This window comes from Arthrobacter sp. YAF17 (genome assembly GCF_052113365.1).
Taxonomy (GTDB): domain Bacteria; phylum Actinomycetota; class Actinomycetes; order Actinomycetales; family Micrococcaceae; genus Arthrobacter.
Map to the genome: position 1 here is coordinate 95,443 of NZ_JBFRDB010000017.1, position 17,098 is coordinate 112,540.

Sequence of the window (17,098 nt, forward strand, 5' to 3'; positions counted from 1 at the left end):
AGCTTTAACCTAGATCAGTTCGGTGAGGGTATCGCTCTGGCGGACAAGTTCGTGGTCATGTGAAGCCACCAGAACGGCGATCCCGTCCGACGTCGTGTCCTTGAGGATGCTGATGATGCGGTTGGCCGCGGACCGGTCCAGGCTCGCGGTCGGCTCATCGACCACCAGCACGCGGGTGCCCAGGATCAGGGCGCGGGCGATCGCCACGCGCTGGCGTTCACCGCCGGAGAGCTGGGCCGGGCGGTGGCGCATGCGCCGGCCCAGGCCCACGAGGTCCAGGAGGTCCTTGGCCATGTCGCGGCGCTTGTCCACCTCGCCGTCGGGCACTGCGGGCAGGAGCACGTTTTCGAGCGCGCTCATCCCGTCGATCAGGGCGCCGCCCTGGTCGACGTAGCCGATCAGGGCGCGACGGCGGTCGGCGATTTCGTCGTCACCCATGGTTTCGAGGGAGTCACCCTCCCAGAACACCCGGCCCGACGTCGGCAGGGTCAGGCCCGCGCCGACGGTGAGGATGCTGGTCTTGCCCGAGCCCGAGCGGCCGGCGACGCAGTGCATTTCTCCGGCGTGCAGCGTCATGTTGAAGTCGTCCACCACGTTGACGGCTTCGGCACCGCCCTTGCCGCCGCCGTAGTGGATCGTGATGTTGCTGAGCTCCAACGGCGTGGCGTGGTCAGCGGCCTTCACGATGGTGTTGGCGCGCGTCTGGTGGGCGCCGCGGCGGGTGCTTGCCGTCATCCGCTCGTGAGCCTCGCGGTCAAGGTTCAGGTCGTTGTTCATCGGACCACTTTCGTTGCAATCGGAATCCAGCAAAGTACAGCCACGAGCCCGGCGATAGCGGCCCAGAGCGCGGCATAGGGGGCGAGGAGAAGGCCGACGCCCAGGGCGCCGAGGATACCCAGCGGCAGCGCGACCGCCCCCACCATGGCATTTTCGAACACGCGGACCTGGCCCAGCATGTCCGGGTTCCAGCCCATGGCCTGGAGCGTGCCGAGGTACTGGCGTTTGGCCTGCAGCTCGAAGCGGCCGGTGACCATCGTCAGCAGCAGGCCGACGGCGACGCCGGACAGGCCGAGGACGATGCTGGGCAGCGCGATGGACGTGGCGGCTAGGCCGCTGAGGGCGCTCGCACCGGCGGCGCGGGGAATGTCGATCAGCAGGGCGACCATACCGCCGACCGCTGCCCCGAAGACACCAACGGCGACGGCCAGGGCGACGGTGTTGAATTTGTTGGTGCTCAACTGCCGGCTGGCGAACGTCAGCGGGGAGTCCACGGCGATGAGGCGTTCATCGTGCTGCGGCTCCTGGTCCACCACCTCGCGGTGGCGCAGCTGCTGGGCGGCGAAGAATGCCCCGCCGGCGTAGAGCACCAGCACGGAGGCCGAGACGATCGCCGTGGCAGGGTTCCAGCTGACCAGGCTCAGGACGATTCCGGCGATGGCCAGCAGGGCAGCCCCCACACCGAATTCGGCAAGCACCCAGGACCGGATCCGGCGCTGGGTCCAGCCCATGGCGCGCAGGGTTCCCGCCTCGGTGCGGCGTTTCCGGACATAGCTCACGGTTGAGGCGCCCGTCAGCAGGGCGGCACCGCAAAGGGTGAGGAAGAGCAGGGTCAGGTTGGTCGCGGTAAGGGAACCGGAGACGGCGTCCGCGGCGTCCTGGCGGACCCACGACTGCTGCACGGTGCCGAGCGGGGACTCCTTGCCGGCGTCGTCCTTGGAGTAGCCGGGGACAAAGATGCTGGCGTCCTCACGGGCCGAACCGGCCACAACGGTTGCCTGCAGCCCCATGTCGCGGATCTCGTTGGCGAGCTTCTCCACCTCGGGCTGGGCTTCCTTCCAGCTACCGGGCACCTTGGCGCGGATGCGGACGGCGTCGATCACGGAGGCGTTGGCCTCGTAGCCGCGGGCGGCGGCGAGGCCGTAGTAGTCGGTGATGGCGCCTGCGGACTGGCTGGCCAGACCCGTGGCGCTGAGTGAGGGCTTGAGCTCGGTGTTTTCGACGTCCTTGCCGGAGGCGTCCTTGGTGAGCGTGAAGGGTGTGGGGTCATAGCCGCCCAGCGGCAGGCGGTTGACGTCGCCGGCCGCCTCCTTGACCTGCTCGGCGTCGAACGTGCCGTAGACCATGGCGAGCGGCGTGGCGAGCTTCTTCCCGGTTTCGAGGTCCGAGCGGTAGGAGCGCTCGTCGACGGGCTTGCGCTGGGTCTGATCCACAGGGGCGCCGTTGGCGGATTTCTCTGGGAGGCGGTTCACGGTGACCCAGTCGCCGGGGGTGGCGCTCTTGTCCACGGCGCCGTTGCCGGCTGTCTCACCGTCCGTGTACTTCGGGGCGGACGCGAAGTCGGTGCTCCAGGTGGCGGGGTTGTAGAGGCCCTGGCTGAAGCTTCCGGTGTCGCCGAGCAGCTGCGTGAGATCTTTGGACCCGGGCCAGGCCAGGGCGAACGGGGACTTGGAAACGAAGGGCAGGTAGTCCTTGTCCAGCGAGCGGGTCACGGTCCCGACGTCCTTGGTGACGTTGCCGGATGCGTCGATTTCCTCGATTTTGACCGAGTACTTGAGGTCAAGGGAGGTGCCGGAACGGACAATCAGCGGAATCGCCTGTGAGTCCTCGGTCAGAAGGCCGTTGCGCTTGGCCTGCTGGTACTGGCTCATGAGAGGCGCCCAGTACTTGAGCTTGACGCCGAGGAAGTCGGGGCCTTCCTTCAGTTCGTCCATGCCGATGCCGGTGGTGAAGAGGCTTTCAAAGTGCCGGCCGATCGCGCCGGCGTTGCGGGCGTCGGCGGGCGGCGCCTTCTCCAGCGGGGCGAGGAAGTCACCGGCGCTGCCCAGCAGGGCACGCTCGGAGACGGGGTCGACGGCGACGACGGATTCCGTCACCTGCGGGGCGAGCGGGAGCGAGACGGCGAGGTTGAAGAGGTTGTGCTCGGAGCCGCCGGCCGGGGCGGGGAACTTGATGCCGGTCTCCCCCGCCGGGCCCTCGATGCGGACGTTCTTGCCGCCGGCAACCTGCTCCTCGACGAGCTGCGCCTTGCCGAGGGATCCTTCGGCCGTGGTCTTGAACAGGGTGTGATCGGACTTGCCGTCGGAGCTGACAGCGCTGGCGGTGAGGCGGTATGACTTGGGCTTGTCGGACAGGACCGACTCCGCGGCCGGCCATTTGCTCGGATCGGTGGCGCTGGGGTCCCCGGCGGTGCCGGCGAGTCCGGCCTGGTAGCCGAGGTAGTCTGTGGCCTCCAGGCGCGGTGACTCGAGGTTCTGGGTGACGCGCGAGACGAGGCTGATCGGGGCCGCCACGGACGTGCCGGAGAGCTTGCGGAGGGAGTCCAGCTGCTCGAAGCTGATGCCGCCCTGACCGGCCGCGATTTCCGGCTGCATGAGCCCGCCGTTGTCGTCGGCCTTGGCCTGGACGAGTACGTCGTAGAGCCCCCGCGAATTCTGGTCAACGGTCCGGTTCAGGGCAGCCTGAGACTGGCCCTGGACGAGGACCGAAAGGCACATGGCCACGATCAAAATGGACGCGGTCAGCAGAAGCACTCTGCTTCTGATGAACCTCTGGACGGCGTTCATTGGGCTCCTGAAAGCTGGATTGCGTGCGCACACCACAGTTCATTCCACGCGGAATTGAAGGCGTCCCCTGCCGGGTGTGCAAAAAGTAAAGGCCGGGCTGCCGGCCGGATCCGAAATTCGGACGTAGCCATTGTACGCAGACCAGCCATGCGTTCGCGGACACCGGCGGCGGTCAGTACCGACGCCGGTGTCCGCGGTGCAGACGTCAGTCCTCGAGATCGACCTCGCGCACCATGTCGGCGCCGATTCCGGCCTTGATGGCGTCCAGGACCTGCTGCGGAACGGAGCTGTCGATGGTCAGCAGGGCGAGCACCTGGCCGCCCTCGTCCTGACGTGCGACCTGCATGCCGGCGATGTTGATGTTGTTCATGCCGAGGATGTGCCCGATGGTGCCGATCACGCCGGGGCGGTCGGAGTAGGCGACCACCACAAGGTGTTCGCTGATCGGGATCTCCACCTCGAAGCCGTTGATTCCGACGAGCTTCTGGACCTGCTTGGGTCCGGTCAGGGTTCCGGCCACGGAGATCTGTGTGCCGTCGCTCAGGGCGCCGCGCAGGGTCAGGACGTTGCGGTACGACTCGGTGTCCGGCGTCGTGATCAGCCGGACGTTGATGCCGCGCTGCTCGGCGATCACGGGGGCGTTGACGTAGGAGACCTGCTCGGTCACGACGTCGGCGAAGATGCCCTTGAGCGCCGCGAGCTCGAGGACCTTGACGTCGAGCGAGGAGATTTCGCCGGCAACTTCGACGTCGAACTGGGTGAGCGAGGCGTGCGTCATCGCGGTGAAGATGCGGCCCAGCTTTTCCACCAGTGCAATGCCCGGGCGGACGTCCGGGGCGATCACGCCGCCGGCGACGTTGACGGCGTCCGGAACAAGTTCCCCGGCCAGGGCCAGGCGGACGGACCGGGCAACCGATACGCCGGCCTTTTCCTGCGCTTCGTCCGTGGACGCGCCCAGGTGCGGGGTGACCACAACGTTGTCCATCTTGAAGAACGGCAGGTCGGTGCTGGGTTCGTTGACGAAGACGTCGACGCCGGCTCCGGCGATTTCGCCGGCCTCCAGCGCGGCGTAGAGGGCTTCCTCGTCGACGAGGCCGCCGCGGGCGACGTTGATGACGTACGCGGTGCTCTTCATCTTCTTGAAGGACTCGGCACCGAGCATGCCCACGGTCTCCGGCGTCTTGGGCATGTGGATGCTGATGAAGTCGGACTGGGCCAGCAGCTCGTCGAAGGTCACCAGCTGCACGCCGAGCTGGGCGGCGCGGGCCGAGGTGATGTAGGGATCATAGGCGAGGATCTTGGTGTCGAAACCCTTCAGGCGGGCCGCCACGAGGGCGCCGATCCGGCCCAGGCCGATGATGCCGATCTTCTTCTCGAAGAGTTCGGTGCCGGTGTACTTGGAGCGCTTCCACTCGCCGTCCTTGAGCGCGGCGCTGGCCTGCGGGATGTGGCGGGCCAGGCTCAGGATGTGGCCGACCGTCAGTTCCGCGGCGGAAACGATGTTCGAGGTGGGTGCGTTCACCACCATGACGCCGGCCTGGGTGGCGGCTTTGATGTCGACGTTGTCGAGGCCGACGCCTGCGCGGGCGATCACCTTGAGGTTCTTCGCGGCGGCGATGGCCTCGGCGTCCACCTGGGTGGCGGAGCGGACCAGGATCGCGTCGACGTCGGCGATCGCAGAGAGCAGCTGGGAACGGTCCGCGCCGTCGGTCTGGCGGATTTCGAAGTCCGGGCCAAGGGCGTCGATCGTGGCGGGCGAAAGTTCCTCAGCGAGGAGTACTACAGGTTTGGTGCTTGTCACCGGTGACCTCTTTAGCTCTCTTGTATAACAGGCGTGGATTTTGGTGCGGATGGTGCGGGTGTTGCAGAAAAGCAGGGAAGCCGGACCCCAGTTGGTGTCCGGCTCCCCTGCCGGTCAGTGCCTAGCGGGCCACTGAGCCTTCGGTGTAGTCGTCTTCGTTCTTGATCCAGGAGAACAGCTTGCGCAGTTCGCGGCCGGTGGCCTCGATCGGGTGGTCCTCACCCTTCTTGCGGAGCGCCTTGAACTCGGGGGCGCCGGCGTCCTGGTCGTCGATGAAGCGCTTGGCGAAGGTGCCGTCCTGGATGTCCGCCAGGACAGCCTTCATGTTTTCCTTCACGTCCGGGGTGATGACGCGCGGGCCGGAGACGTAGTCGCCGTATTCCGCGGTGTCGGAGACGCTCCAGCGCTGCTTGGCGATGCCGCCTTCAACCATGAGGTCAACGATGAGCTTGAGCTCGTGCAGCACCTCGAAGTAGGCAACCTCGGGCTTGTAGCCGGCCTCGGTGAGGGTCTCGAAGCCGTACTGGATCAGCTGCGAGGCGCCGCCGCAGAGGACAGCCTGCTCGCCGAAGAGGTCCGTTTCGGTCTCTTCGGTGAAGGTGGTCTCGATGACGCCCGCGCGGGTGCCGCCGATGGCCTTGGCGTAGGACAGTGCGAGTTCCCGGGCCTTGCCGGACGGGTTCTGCTCCACGGCGATCAGGTCCGGCACGCCGCGGCCGGCCTCGAACTCGCGGCGGACGATGTGGCCCGGGCCCTTGGGGGCAACGAGGGCGACGTCGACGTCGGCCGGCGGCTGGATGTAGCCGTAGCGGATGTTGAAGCCGTGGCCGAAGAACAGGGCGTCGCCGGCCTGCAGGTTCGGGGCGATGTCCTCGGCGTAGACGTGGCGCTGGACCTGGTCCGGGGTGAGGACCATGATGAGGTCGGCTTCGGCGACCGCGGCGGCGACGTCGAGGACGCGCAGGCCCTCTGCCTCGGCCTTGGCGCGGGACTTCGAGTCGGCCTTCAGGCCGACGCGGACGTCAACACCGGAATCGCGCAGGCTGAGGGCGTGGGCGTGGCCCTGGGAGCCGTAACCGATGACGGCGACGGTGCGGCCCTGGATGATCGACAGGTCGGCGTCGTCGTCGTAGAACATTTCAGTCACTGGGGTGTCTCCTTTTGAGTGGATTCTTGGGTGGTGCTTGTCGGTGAAACGTGTTGAGTTGTGGTGCTGCGGCAGGGCCTGTTCGCGCCGGGGTCTCCCCTGGGCTAGTTCTTACCTGTTTCTTACGCGCTGCGTAACGCCCTGTCGCTCATGGAGCGGGATCCCCGCCCAACGGCCAAAGTGCCGGACTGCACGATTTCGCGGATGCCGAAAGGCTCCAGCACTGAGAGCAGCGCCGTGAGCTTTTCCGGGTGGCCCGTTGCCTCAATGACCACCGACTCTGTGGAGACGTCGACCACTGATGCGCGGAACAGGTCTGCAGCCTGGGTAACCTGCAGCCGTGTTGCGGCATCCGCACGTACCTTGACCAGGATGTGGTCACGCTGTACGGAAGATTCGGAGGTGAGCTCGACGATCTTGATCACGTTGACCAGCTTGTTCAGCTGCTTGGTGATCTGCTCGATGAGCTCGCCGTCGGCGTCGACGACGACGGTCATCCGGGACATGCCCGGAACTTCGGTCGGGCCGACGGCCAGGGAGTTGATGTTGAAGGCCCGGCGGGCGAAGAGGCTGGCGACGCGGGTCAGCACACCGGGCTTGTCTTCGACCAGAACGGACAGTGTGTGGCGGGTCATGATCAGTCCTCCTCTTCCCATTCGGGGGTCAAGTTGCGGGCAACCTGGATCTGGTCGTTGCTGACTCCGGCGGGGACCATCGGCCACACCATGGAGTTGGGGCTGACGACGAAGTCAATGACCACGGGGCGGTCGTTGATCTCCAGAGCCTTCTGGATAGTGGCGTCGATGTCCTCATCGCGGTCGCAGCGGAACGAGGCGCAGCCGTAGGCGTCCGCCAGCTTGACGAAGTCCGGGATCCGGACGGTGTCGTGGCCGGTGTTGAGGTCGGTGTTGGAGTAGCGGCCCTCGTAGAAGAGGGTCTGCCACTGCCGCACCATGCCGAGGGAGGAATTGTTGATGATGGCAACCTTGATCGGGATCTTGTTGATCGCGCAGGTGGCCAGTTCCTGGTTGGTCATCTGGAAGCAGCCGTCGCCGTCGATCGCCCACACCACGCGGTCCGGGTTGCCCACCTTGGCGCCCATGGCGGCCGGTACGGCGTAGCCCATGGTGCCGGCCCCGCCGGAGTTCAGCCAGGCGTGCGGGCGTTCGTACTTGATGAACTGCGAGGCCCACATCTGGTGCTGTCCCACGCCGGCCACGTACACGCCTTCGGGGCCGGTGAGCGCGCCGATGCGTTCGATCACGCGCTGCGGGGCGCTGAGCCCGTCGTCGGGTTCGGTCCAGCCCAGGGGGTAGGTCTCCTTGAGGTTGTTCAGGAAGGCCCACCAGTTGGTGTAGTCCGGAGTGCCGGAGACGGCGAACAGGGCGCGCAGGGCGTCGCTGAGTTCCGGGATGATTTCCTTGACCGAGCCCACGATCGGCACGTCGGCGGTGCGGTTCTTGGAGATCTCGGCCGGGTCGATGTCCGCGTGGATGACCTTGGCGTTCGGGGCGAAGGACTTCAGCACGCCCGTGACCCGGTCATCGAAGCGGGCCCCGAGGGTGATGAGCAGGTCGGACTGCTGCAGGGCGGTCACGGCCGAGACCGTGCCGTGCATGCCGGGCATGCCGACGTGCTGCGGGTGCGAGTCCGGGAAGACGCCGCGGGCCATCAGGGTGGTGACCACGGGGGCGCCGGAGAGTTCCGCGAGCTCCAGCAGTTCCGCCGAGGCGTGTGCCTTGACGACGCCGCCGCCCACGTACAGCACGGGCTTGCTGGCCGCCGCGATGAGCCGGGCGGCTTCGCGGACCTGCTTGTTGTGGCCACGGAGCACCGGGTGATAGCCGGGCAGGTCCACCTTCGGCGGCCAGGAGAAGGTCATCTGGCCCTGCTGGGCGTCCTTGGCGACGTCCACCAGGACGGGCCCCGGGCGGCCGGTCGAGGCGAGGTGGAAGGCCTCGGCCATGACGTGCGGGATGTCGTTGGGGTCGGTCACCAGGAAGGAGTGCTTCGTGATCGGCATGGTGATGCCGACGATGTCCGCTTCCTGGAAGGCGTCGGTGCCGATGACTCCGCTGGAGACCTGGCCGGTGATGGCCACCATCGGCACGGAATCCATGTGGGCGTCCATGATGGCGGTAACGAGGTTGGTGGCACCCGGACCCGAGGTGGCGATGCAGACGCCGACCCGTCCGGTAACCATGGCGTAGCCTTGCGCGGCGTGGCCGGCTCCCTGTTCGTGACGGACCAGAACGTGGTTCATTCGGGAAGCCATCAAGGGGTCATAGGTGGGCAGGATCGCGCCACCGGGCAAACCAAAAATATCCTCCACGCCGAGTTCTTCGAGCGCGCGGACAATTGCTTGTGAACCGGTCATCACCGTCGGGGGTACGACGTTGTTCGGTCCGAGGACAGGAGAGACGGCAGCAGTATCGACGCCGGCGTCGGCCGGGCGTTCGACGCGTTCAGGAGCCTTGGGGGCTCCTGCGGACTTTGTGGCCATCAGCGAGGGGCTGATCGGCGATCCTTTGCTCATCGGACTCTTCCTTAGTGGATCTACAGTGGGATCTTCGGTGATCGTGGAACTGCTGGTACTGCGTGATGCTGGTGATACCGGTGGTGCGAAAATAAAAAAACCCCTCAGCCTGACGGCTCTTCGAGGGGTTTGCGCGTGACGGTTCGTTACCAGTCGGGCTAATGTGCCACGCGCTTGGTAAGTACGACGACTGCTTCTGCGGCAGCGCGGCTGGTAACGAGCTCGATCATGCGTTCAGTTTTCCCTCTTAGTGAGACACGTGTCAACGAGCGCCGCTCGTGTCTCACTATTTGGACTCCGTCGTCCACCTGCTGGGACCCGGGAGGCGGCGCGGACCGCCTCCCGGGTCAGAAATCACCCGCAGTACGCGCCCGTGGAGGCGCTGTGAACGAGCTTGGCGTACTTGGCGAGCACACCCTTGGTGAACTTGGCCGGGAGCGGTTCCCAGCCCACCTTGCGGGCTTCGAGCTCGGACTCGTCGACCAGGAGGTCGAAGCTGCGGGCCGCGATGTCCACCCGGATCCGGTCGCCGTCCTTGACGAAGGCGATGGGGCCGCCGTCGACCGCTTCGGGTGCGACGTGGCCGATGCAGAGGCCCGTCGTCCCGCCGGAGAAGCGGCCGTCGGTCAGCAGCAGCACGTCCTTGCCGAGGCCCGCGCCCTTGATGGCACCGGTGATCGCCAGCATCTCGCGCATGCCCGGGCCGCCCTTGGGGCCTTCGTAACGGATAACGACGACGTCGCCGGCCTTGATCTGCCCCTTGTCGAGCGCATCCAGGGCACCCTGCTCACGTTCGAACACGCGCGCCGTGCCCTCGAAGACATCGGCGTCGAAGCCTGCGCTCTTCACGACGGCGCCCTCGGGAGCCATCGTGCCGTGCAGGATGGTGATGCCGCCGGTCTTGTGGATCGGGTTGTCCATGGCGCGGAGGATCTTGCCGTCCAGGTCCGGCGGGTTGATCGCCGCAAGGTTCTCCGCGACGGTCTTGCCGGTGACAGTGAGGCAGTCGCCGTGCAGCAGGCCGGCGTCGAGCAGTGCCCGCATGATGACCGGCACGCCGCCGATCTTGTCGACATCGGTCATGACGTAGCGGCCGAACGGCTTGAGGTCCCCCAGGTGCGGGATCTTGTCGCCGATGCGGTTGAAGTCGTCCAGCGTCAGCTCCACCTCCGCCTCGCGGGCAATGGCGAGCAGGTGCAGCACGGCGTTGGTGGAGCCGCCGAAGGCCATGGTCACGGCGATGGCATTTTCGAACGCCTTCTTGGTCATGATGTCGCGGGCGGTGATGCCCTTGCGCAGGAGGTTGACCACGGCCTCGCCGGACTTGCGGGCAAACTCGTCGCGGCGGCGGTCCGCGGAGGGCGGCGCCGCCGAGCCTGGAAGCGACATGCCGAGCGCCTCGCCGATGCAGGCCATCGTGTTTGCCGTGTACATGCCGCCGCAGGCGCCTTCGCCCGGGCAGATCGCCTTTTCGATCCGGGTGAGGTCCTCCATGCTCATCTTGCCGGCGGCGCAGGCGCCCACGGCCTCGAAGGCGTCGATGAGGGTGACTTCCTTTTCGGAGCCGTCCTCCAGCTTGACCCAGCCGGGCATGATGGAGCCGGCATAGAGGAAGACGCTCGCGAGGTCCAGGCGGGCGGCCGCCATGAGCATGCCCGGCAGCGACTTGTCGCAGCCGGCCAGCAGCACGGAGCCGTCGATGCGCTCCGCCTGCATGACCGTTTCAACAGAGTCCGCGATGACTTCGCGGGAGACCAGCGAGAAGTGCATGCCCTCGTGGCCCATGGAGATGCCGTCCGAGACGGAAATCGTGCCGAACTGCATCGGGAAGCCGCCGCCGGCGTGCACGCCTTCCTTGGCGCCCTGGGCCAGCCGGTTCAGGGAGAGGTTGCAGGGAGTGATTTCATTCCAGGAGCTCGCGACGCCGATCTGGGGCTTGGCAAAGTCATCGTCGCCCATGCCGACCGCCCGGAACATTCCGCGCGCGGGCGCGGCGTGGATCCCGTCGGTGACGACCCGGCTGCGGGGCTTGATGTCCGGTGTGGCGGCTGTCGCTGTTTTGGTGTCCTCACTCATGGGTGAAAGTCTAGGGCTCCGCCGCTGGGGGCAACGACCCCAATGCGAGCATTAAGCGGAAAACCGGGAATGTTTCGATCAAATAGTGGACTATCGTCTCACCTGATGGAACCAGGCCCTTCGGATGCTCAGTTCAGGTGAGCGGCGTCACGCAGCTCCGGAGCCTCGGCGACGGACTGCGCTTCGGCCTTGAGCAGGGTGAGTACCTGCTGGATGGTGGTCCTGGCCGCGACATCCGGACGCGCCAGCGCAACAATGCTGCGGCTGGCCTTGACCCCGGCCAGCGGGCGCAGCACGAAGCCCCTGCCCTGGTTTTTCAGGGCCGTATAGCGAGGCAGCAAGCTAAGTCCGTGCCCGGCGCTGACGAGGGCTTCAAGGACCCGCAGATCAGGGAACAGCTGGGCACGGACTGCCTGGGAATCGGCCTGCACCTCGATCTGGCGGAGCACCGTGTCAAACGGGAAACCCTCCGGCACGCCCATCCACGGGAATCCGATCACGTCGGCAGCGCGGAGCGTTTCCTTGCCAGCCAGCGCGTGGCCCTCGGGGATTGCGACATCGAGGGGCTCATCCAGGAGCGGCACCACCGTCAGTCCCAGCCGGGCGAAGACGTCCGGCCCGTCGACGCTGTGTGCCAGCACAATGTCGTAGTCGGCCGTCAAGCCGGCGAAGCCGGCCACGTTGGGATCCTCGAAGTGCGCCTGGAAGCGGAGACCGTCGATGGCTTTGACGCGGTGCAGGAGACCGGGGAGGAACATCTCGGCGGCGCTCGGGAAGAACGCGGCCTTGACGTGGGTCTGCCAGCCGCGCCGGTAGGTGTCGATGGTGGCCTCCGCGCGGGCCATGGCAGTGGAAACCTCGGCGGCCGCCCCTGCCATGGCGAGCCCGGCCTCGGTGAGGCGCACACCCCGGCCCGACTTCTCTACCAGGACTACTCCCAGCTCATCCTGCAGGGTCTTGAGCTGCTGCGAGACGGCGGAGGGTGTGACCCTCATTGCCTCGGCCGTGGCCCCGACCGTGCCACGGTCGGCCAGTTCCCGGAGAATCCGCAGTCTCTTGAAATCCATGATCAGAGGCTACAGGGCGGGCGGCCAGGAGGGTGGACAGCCCCCTCAGGCGGACGTACCGTCAAACAACGGCAACCTTGCCTTGTGGACAGAAGGGCACTGCTATGGATTGGATCATCTGGCTCGTCGTTATCGTGGCGATTGTCGCCGTCGTCTGGTGGCTCCTCAACCGCAACAGCTCCCGCGGCTCCGCCGGCAAGGGGACCGGGGCCGCTGGGTCCGAGGGTTCCACACCTCCTCACTTGCACGACGTCGACCACGACGCCAGCCACCGCGGAGCCATGTCCGGGGGCGGTTCGGCCGCGTCGGCGTCGGCCGCCGGCCTGGCGTGGATGCCCACGTCCGCCGGGTTCAACCAGGCCGAACCCGGAGTCGAGCCGGAGCCCGCCCCCGACCCCGTTGCCGCCGCCGAGGATGCAGCAGCCGTCGAGGCGCACATGAAGGCGCGTGCGGCGGCGGCAGCTGCGGCGGCCGCTGCAGCATCAGACACCGCCACGGCGGATGTCGAGGCCACGCCCGCCGCAGAATCTGCTCCGCCCGCTGAAGCGGCCTCCGCGGTGGAGAGCCCCGAGTGGGAGACCCAGTGGTCCGAGACGCCGCCGGCGGAACCGCACGCGGCTGTCCACCCGGAGCCGGGCAACGGCGTGGCCGGCGCGGCCGGGGCTGTGGCAGGGGTTGCCGCCGGGGCTGCAGCAGGTGCCCATGCCTTGGATGCCCCCGCGGCAGGCGCGGCGCCAGGAGTCCCCGTGCACCACGCTGAATACACGGAGCCCCACGCCCCGACCCTCCCCGGCGCCGAATCCGCTGCGGCCGAAGCCGAGGCGGAGGCTGCGGCGGCAACTGATGGCAGAGTCGCCGCGGGAGCCGGGGCAGGCGAGACCGGCGGGGCGGCAACGCCGGCGTCGCCGGCAATGTCCGAATCCCCCCTCGCCGAAGCCGAGACCCGGCAGACCGCCATGTCCTCGGCCGCGTCCGAAACGGCTGCCAGCCATGAGGCTGCACCCGCCGAGCCCGCCGAACCCACCGGCCACCTCGCGGCCGAGCAGCCGTATGGCGAGGGATCGGCGGCACCAGCCGCGGACGGCAGCGGACCTGACGGCTTCACCGTCAAGGGCAACGCCTCGTCGATGATCTACCACGACGAGACGAGCCCTGCCTTCGAGGAAACCCGCGCCGAGGTCTGGTTCCTGTCCGCGGCCCACGCCGAGGCCGCGGACTTCCGGCCGCCGCGCCGGACGCGGCAGTAGGACAGCGTGGGGGCTGCCAGGAACCGCAATACGGGACGGGAACACGGCTGGGTGAGACCAGCGGCAAGGCGTCGTGGGACAGCCGCTTTCCGCGCCCTGCCGCCGGTCCGCCCGCCCGCCGGCCCACGAGGCTGGGTCGGCCTGGCGGCCGCCGTCGCGATCCTGCTGGGCGGTTGTACGTCCGGCGGCAACTCCGCTCCTGTTGACACCGCGCCCGCCAGTACCGCTCCCCCGTCGGGCAGCGAATCCGCGATCCCCGGCGCGCCGGGATCCAGCCCCTCCGGGGGCGCGCCGGGCGTGGCTCAGCCGACGGTTGTCGAACAGATCGGGGCCGAACTGCAGGTGCCGTGGTCCACTGTCTTCCTGCCGGACGGCACGGCCGTCATTTCCGAGCGGGAGAGCGCCCAGCTCCGGACCATCGCGCCGGGCGCTGGCGGGGGCCGGGCCGGCACGCTCGGGAAGGTGCCCGACGTCGTTCCGGACGGCGAAGGCGGGCTGTTGGGGCTGGCAGTGTCCCCGGACTTCGCCGCGGACCGGTACCTCTACGCCTACTTCACCGCCGCCGGCGACAACCGGATTGCGCGGCTGCGCCTCGAGGAGAGGGAGGGAAAGCTGCAACCGGGTGCCCCGGAGGTCATCTTCAGCGGGATCCCCAAGGCCCGAACGCACAACGGAGGGCGGATCCGGTTCGGCCCGGACGGGTACCTGTACGTCGGCACCGGTGACTCGCAGCGCCGCGGCCAGCCCCAGGACCAGAATGCTCTCGGCGGCAAGATCCTGCGCATCACGCCTGAGGGCCGGCCCGCCCCGGGCAATCCCTTCGGCGACAACCCGGTGTACAGCCTGGGCCACCGCAATGTCCAGGGACTCGCCTGGGACAGCGCCGGCCGGCTGTGGGCGAGCGAATTCGGGCCCGACGTCGACGACGAGCTCAACCTGATCGTGCCCGGCGGCAACTACGGCTGGCCGGACGTCACGGGCGCACCCCACCGCGCTGGCTTCCTGGACGCGAAGGTGGTGTGGCCGTCGACGGCGGAATCCTCGCCCAGCGGCCTCGAAATCGTCGGTGACACGGCCTACCTTGGAGCACTTCGCGGCCAGAGGTTGTGGGAGGTTCCCTTGAACGGCGAATTCGCCGGCGAACCTGTGGGCTATTTCACAGGACTGTACGGGAGAATCAGGGACGTTTCCCTGGCTCCGGACGGCCGCCTGTGGGTGCTCAACAACAACAAAAACCCCGATTCTGTGCTGGTTTTGGTGCTCCCCGGGTAGTGGCGGTGAGTACGGCTCCGCCCGATTTCACACTCCGTCCAAACTCGTGTAGAGTTTCATGTCGTTGCGGAGAACAACGCGGGAACAAAAAGACCGCGAAGAACGAAAACAACAGATGCACCTCTAGCTCAACTGGCAGAGCAATTGACTCTTAATCAATGGGTTCCGGGTTCGAGTCCCGGGGGGTGCACCAACAACGAAACCCCGTCTTCACTGGCTGACAGCCACGAGGGCGGGGTTTTGTTTTGCCCGCAAATCCGGCGAGCCGAAACATCTGGCAGCGATACCATAGGCATCCTCGCCGGGGGACCCATATCATCTGACGTATGGGTAGACGAATTTTCGCTGTTGTGGTGGCGGCAATCCTACTGGCAGGCTGCACGGGGCCTCCGCCTCCGCCGCCAGTAGCGACGGCGCCGCAGTCCGTCACACCAGCACCAGTCACGCCGACGCCTACTACGCTAGCGTCACCGACAGGCTCGGCCGCGACAGACTTTAACTGGGGCGCACCGACCGCTGGTGACGAGTTCGACTACACCGGCGCACCGGACGCAGCGAAGTGGTCCGTGTACAACAGCGTCGGACACGCGGGAAACGGCATCCGGAGTCCCCAGCAAGTCACGGTCGACGGATCCCAACTGGTCATTACCGGAACACCGGACGGTACAACCGCAGGAATGAGCGCGAAGTTTGCAAACCAGAAGTACGGCCGGTGGGAGGTCCGTGCGGCGGGATCTGGTGACAATGAGTACCATATGGTGTCGTTGCTGTGGCCGGATAGTAGGAATTGGCCGTGTGACGGCGAGGTAAATTACGCGGAGACCATGGGTGACTGGAACGTCATCAAGTTCTTCCTCCACTATTCGTGCGATAACGTGCTGGCGTCCGAGGCCAAGGCTCTCGACGTTTCCCAGTTCCACAACTACGCGCTTGACTGGTCTCCGAATGGGATCGTCGGCTACGTCGATGGGGTGAAGTGGTTTGAAGACAACGACCCCGCGCACCAGCCCCCCGGCCCGATGCACCAGACGCTACAACTGGACTGGTTCCCGGACAGCACTCCTGACGGCCCCGGCGAGATGCGAGTGGATTGGGTTCGCGTCTATGAGGCAGCTCCCCCTCGCCCGGCGGCATCCGGTGAGTCGTTTGATTTCGCCGCCGCCGGGGATGTGAACCCTGCGGGTAACACATCGCCCACGTCGAACAGTGGAAAGAACGCGGCTAGCATCATCGCCGGTCTCAACGACGGTTCGCTGGATAACTTCCTTCTGCTGGGCGATTTCCAGTATGACAAGGGCACCTGTTCCACGCTCGAGGCTTTCAACCAGTTGTGGGGTCCGGCTAAGACCAAGACATACTGGACCGCTGGGCCGAATCATGATGTTGAACCTGGCCGGAGTGACGTTGACCGGTACATGGATGGGCAGTGCGTGTCCACGGAGAAGAGCGCGACGAACTCAGATCTGGGACGGTTCCAGGACGCTCTTGAATGGTATTCGTTCGACAAGGGCAACTGGCATGTTCTTGTAGCGCCGACGGCCACATGGCGTTATGACTCTAAGCGTGCCGAGGCGATGACCTCGGAGATGGATGCCGATCTGAAAGCGGCGAAGGCCGCTGGAAAGCATCTGGCGGTTATGCTGCATGATCCGTATTTCACCAGCAACACATCGAGCCATACCCGCTTCGATAAGGCGAAGCCATGGATTGATATGTTCTGGACAAACCGCGTTCGTATATTGCTGTCCGGCTCACAGCACAATTATGAGCGGACCTGCCCGATTAACAACGAGGACCAGTGCGTTGCGGACGGGATGCAGCAATTTCAGGTGTCCACAGGTGGAATCGACCTCCGGGAGTTCACCAGCAACCCTCCCTACGTGGAGCGGAGGTTCAGCGACACGTGGGGTCACCTACGGATGAGCCTCAAGGCTGACGGATCTTATACGTGGGAATTCCGTCCCGTTTCCGGCGGAATGCAGACTGACAGCGGGTCTCGAGGCCCAAGCTAAATCCTCGGCTCCGATCACCGCCGGGTCCTGCACTGACATTGGTACCGTCACCATGCCCGGCGGCGACCACAGTCCATGGGGAAATCCGGTCTCGTCGAGGGCAGGATCCCACCGGGACCGCCGACATGGATGTTGACACAGGCGAACAGGTCATCCCGCACAGCGTCCGGGTCCCAATCGGTCATGGAGGGCAGCTTTATGCCGCCTCGTTGAATGTGGGGAGTATGTTGCCGGGGTGGCGGGGGTCCTCGTCTGACACGCCGAGGTGGAGGTCGCTGAGGAGCCGCCACTGCGCCGTGAGGCTCATGCGAGCAGTCCCAGCACGCGGGGAACGAAGAGGAGCACGTACATCCCCCACATGACGGCAACGACCCCGC

11 protein-coding genes and 1 tRNA gene are annotated in these 17,098 nt (G+C 66.5%); 4 read left to right on the plus strand and 8 right to left on the minus strand.

Annotated elements, in window-relative coordinates; translation table 11 throughout:
* Nucleotides 1–9 precede the first annotated feature (9 nt).
* The 8 genes from AB4Y67_RS14925 to AB4Y67_RS14960 form a co-directional block, all read right to left on the minus strand.
* Nucleotides 10–777, minus strand: coding sequence for an ABC transporter ATP-binding protein (locus AB4Y67_RS14925; RefSeq protein ID WP_441406547.1), 768 nt, complete (start codon nucleotides 775–777; stop codon nucleotides 10–12).
* Nucleotides 774–3,563, minus strand: a complete 2,790-nt coding sequence (locus AB4Y67_RS14930) for an FtsX-like permease family protein (protein ID WP_441406548.1) — start codon at nucleotides 3,561–3,563, stop codon at nucleotides 774–776. The genes AB4Y67_RS14925 and AB4Y67_RS14930 overlap by 4 nt, the downstream gene beginning before the upstream one ends.
* A 205-nt stretch (nucleotides 3,564–3,768) precedes the next feature.
* The gene (gene serA, locus AB4Y67_RS14935; protein ID WP_441406549.1) at nucleotides 3,769–5,364 is read right to left on the minus strand and encodes a phosphoglycerate dehydrogenase; all 1,596 of its coding nucleotides are present in this window, start codon (nucleotides 5,362–5,364) and stop codon (nucleotides 3,769–3,771) included.
* Nucleotides 5,365–5,485: 121 nt separating this feature from the next.
* Nucleotides 5,486–6,511 (minus strand): ketol-acid reductoisomerase, encoded by a 1,026-nt coding sequence (ilvC, locus tag AB4Y67_RS14940; RefSeq protein WP_441406550.1) that lies wholly within the window; start codon nucleotides 6,509–6,511, stop codon nucleotides 5,486–5,488.
* Nucleotides 6,512–6,633: 122 nt separating this feature from the next.
* Nucleotides 6,634–7,146: an acetolactate synthase small subunit gene (gene ilvN / locus AB4Y67_RS14945; protein WP_069952167.1), complete on the minus strand. Its 513-nt coding sequence runs from the start codon at nucleotides 7,144–7,146 to the stop codon at nucleotides 6,634–6,636.
* 2 nt (nucleotides 7,147–7,148) lie between these two features.
* The gene (locus tag AB4Y67_RS14950; protein WP_441406551.1) at nucleotides 7,149–9,047 is read right to left on the minus strand and encodes an acetolactate synthase large subunit; all 1,899 of its coding nucleotides are present in this window, start codon (nucleotides 9,045–9,047) and stop codon (nucleotides 7,149–7,151) included.
* A gap of 354 nt (nucleotides 9,048–9,401) precedes the next feature.
* A complete protein-coding gene (ilvD, locus tag AB4Y67_RS14955) occupies nucleotides 9,402–11,123 on the minus strand; it encodes a dihydroxy-acid dehydratase (protein WP_441406552.1) in 1,722 nt (573 codons plus the stop codon).
* Nucleotides 11,124–11,251: 128 nt separating this feature from the next.
* The gene (locus AB4Y67_RS14960) at nucleotides 11,252–12,190 is read right to left on the minus strand and encodes a LysR family transcriptional regulator (protein WP_441406553.1); all 939 of its coding nucleotides are present in this window, start codon (nucleotides 12,188–12,190) and stop codon (nucleotides 11,252–11,254) included.
* Between the two features lie 104 nt (nucleotides 12,191–12,294).
* On the opposite strand from AB4Y67_RS14960, the gene AB4Y67_RS14965 reads away from it, so the two are divergent.
* The 4 genes from AB4Y67_RS14965 (at nucleotide 12,295) to AB4Y67_RS14980 (ending at nucleotide 16,721) form a co-directional block, all read left to right on the plus strand.
* Nucleotides 12,295–13,437: a sunset domain-containing protein gene (locus tag AB4Y67_RS14965; RefSeq protein WP_441406554.1), complete on the plus strand. Its 1,143-nt coding sequence runs from the start codon at nucleotides 12,295–12,297 to the stop codon at nucleotides 13,435–13,437.
* A 96-nt stretch (nucleotides 13,438–13,533) separates the two neighbouring features.
* Entirely contained in the window at nucleotides 13,534–14,709 is a 1,176-nt protein-coding gene (locus tag AB4Y67_RS14970) for a PQQ-dependent sugar dehydrogenase (protein WP_441406561.1), read from the plus strand.
* A 117-nt stretch (nucleotides 14,710–14,826) separates the two neighbouring features.
* Nucleotides 14,827–14,902, plus strand: a tRNA-Lys gene (locus tag AB4Y67_RS14975).
* 133 nt (nucleotides 14,903–15,035) lie between these two features.
* A complete protein-coding gene (locus AB4Y67_RS14980) occupies nucleotides 15,036–16,721 on the plus strand; it encodes a family 16 glycosylhydrolase (protein ID WP_441406555.1) in 1,686 nt (561 codons plus the stop codon).
* The last annotated feature ends 377 nt before the right edge of the window (nucleotides 16,722–17,098 follow it).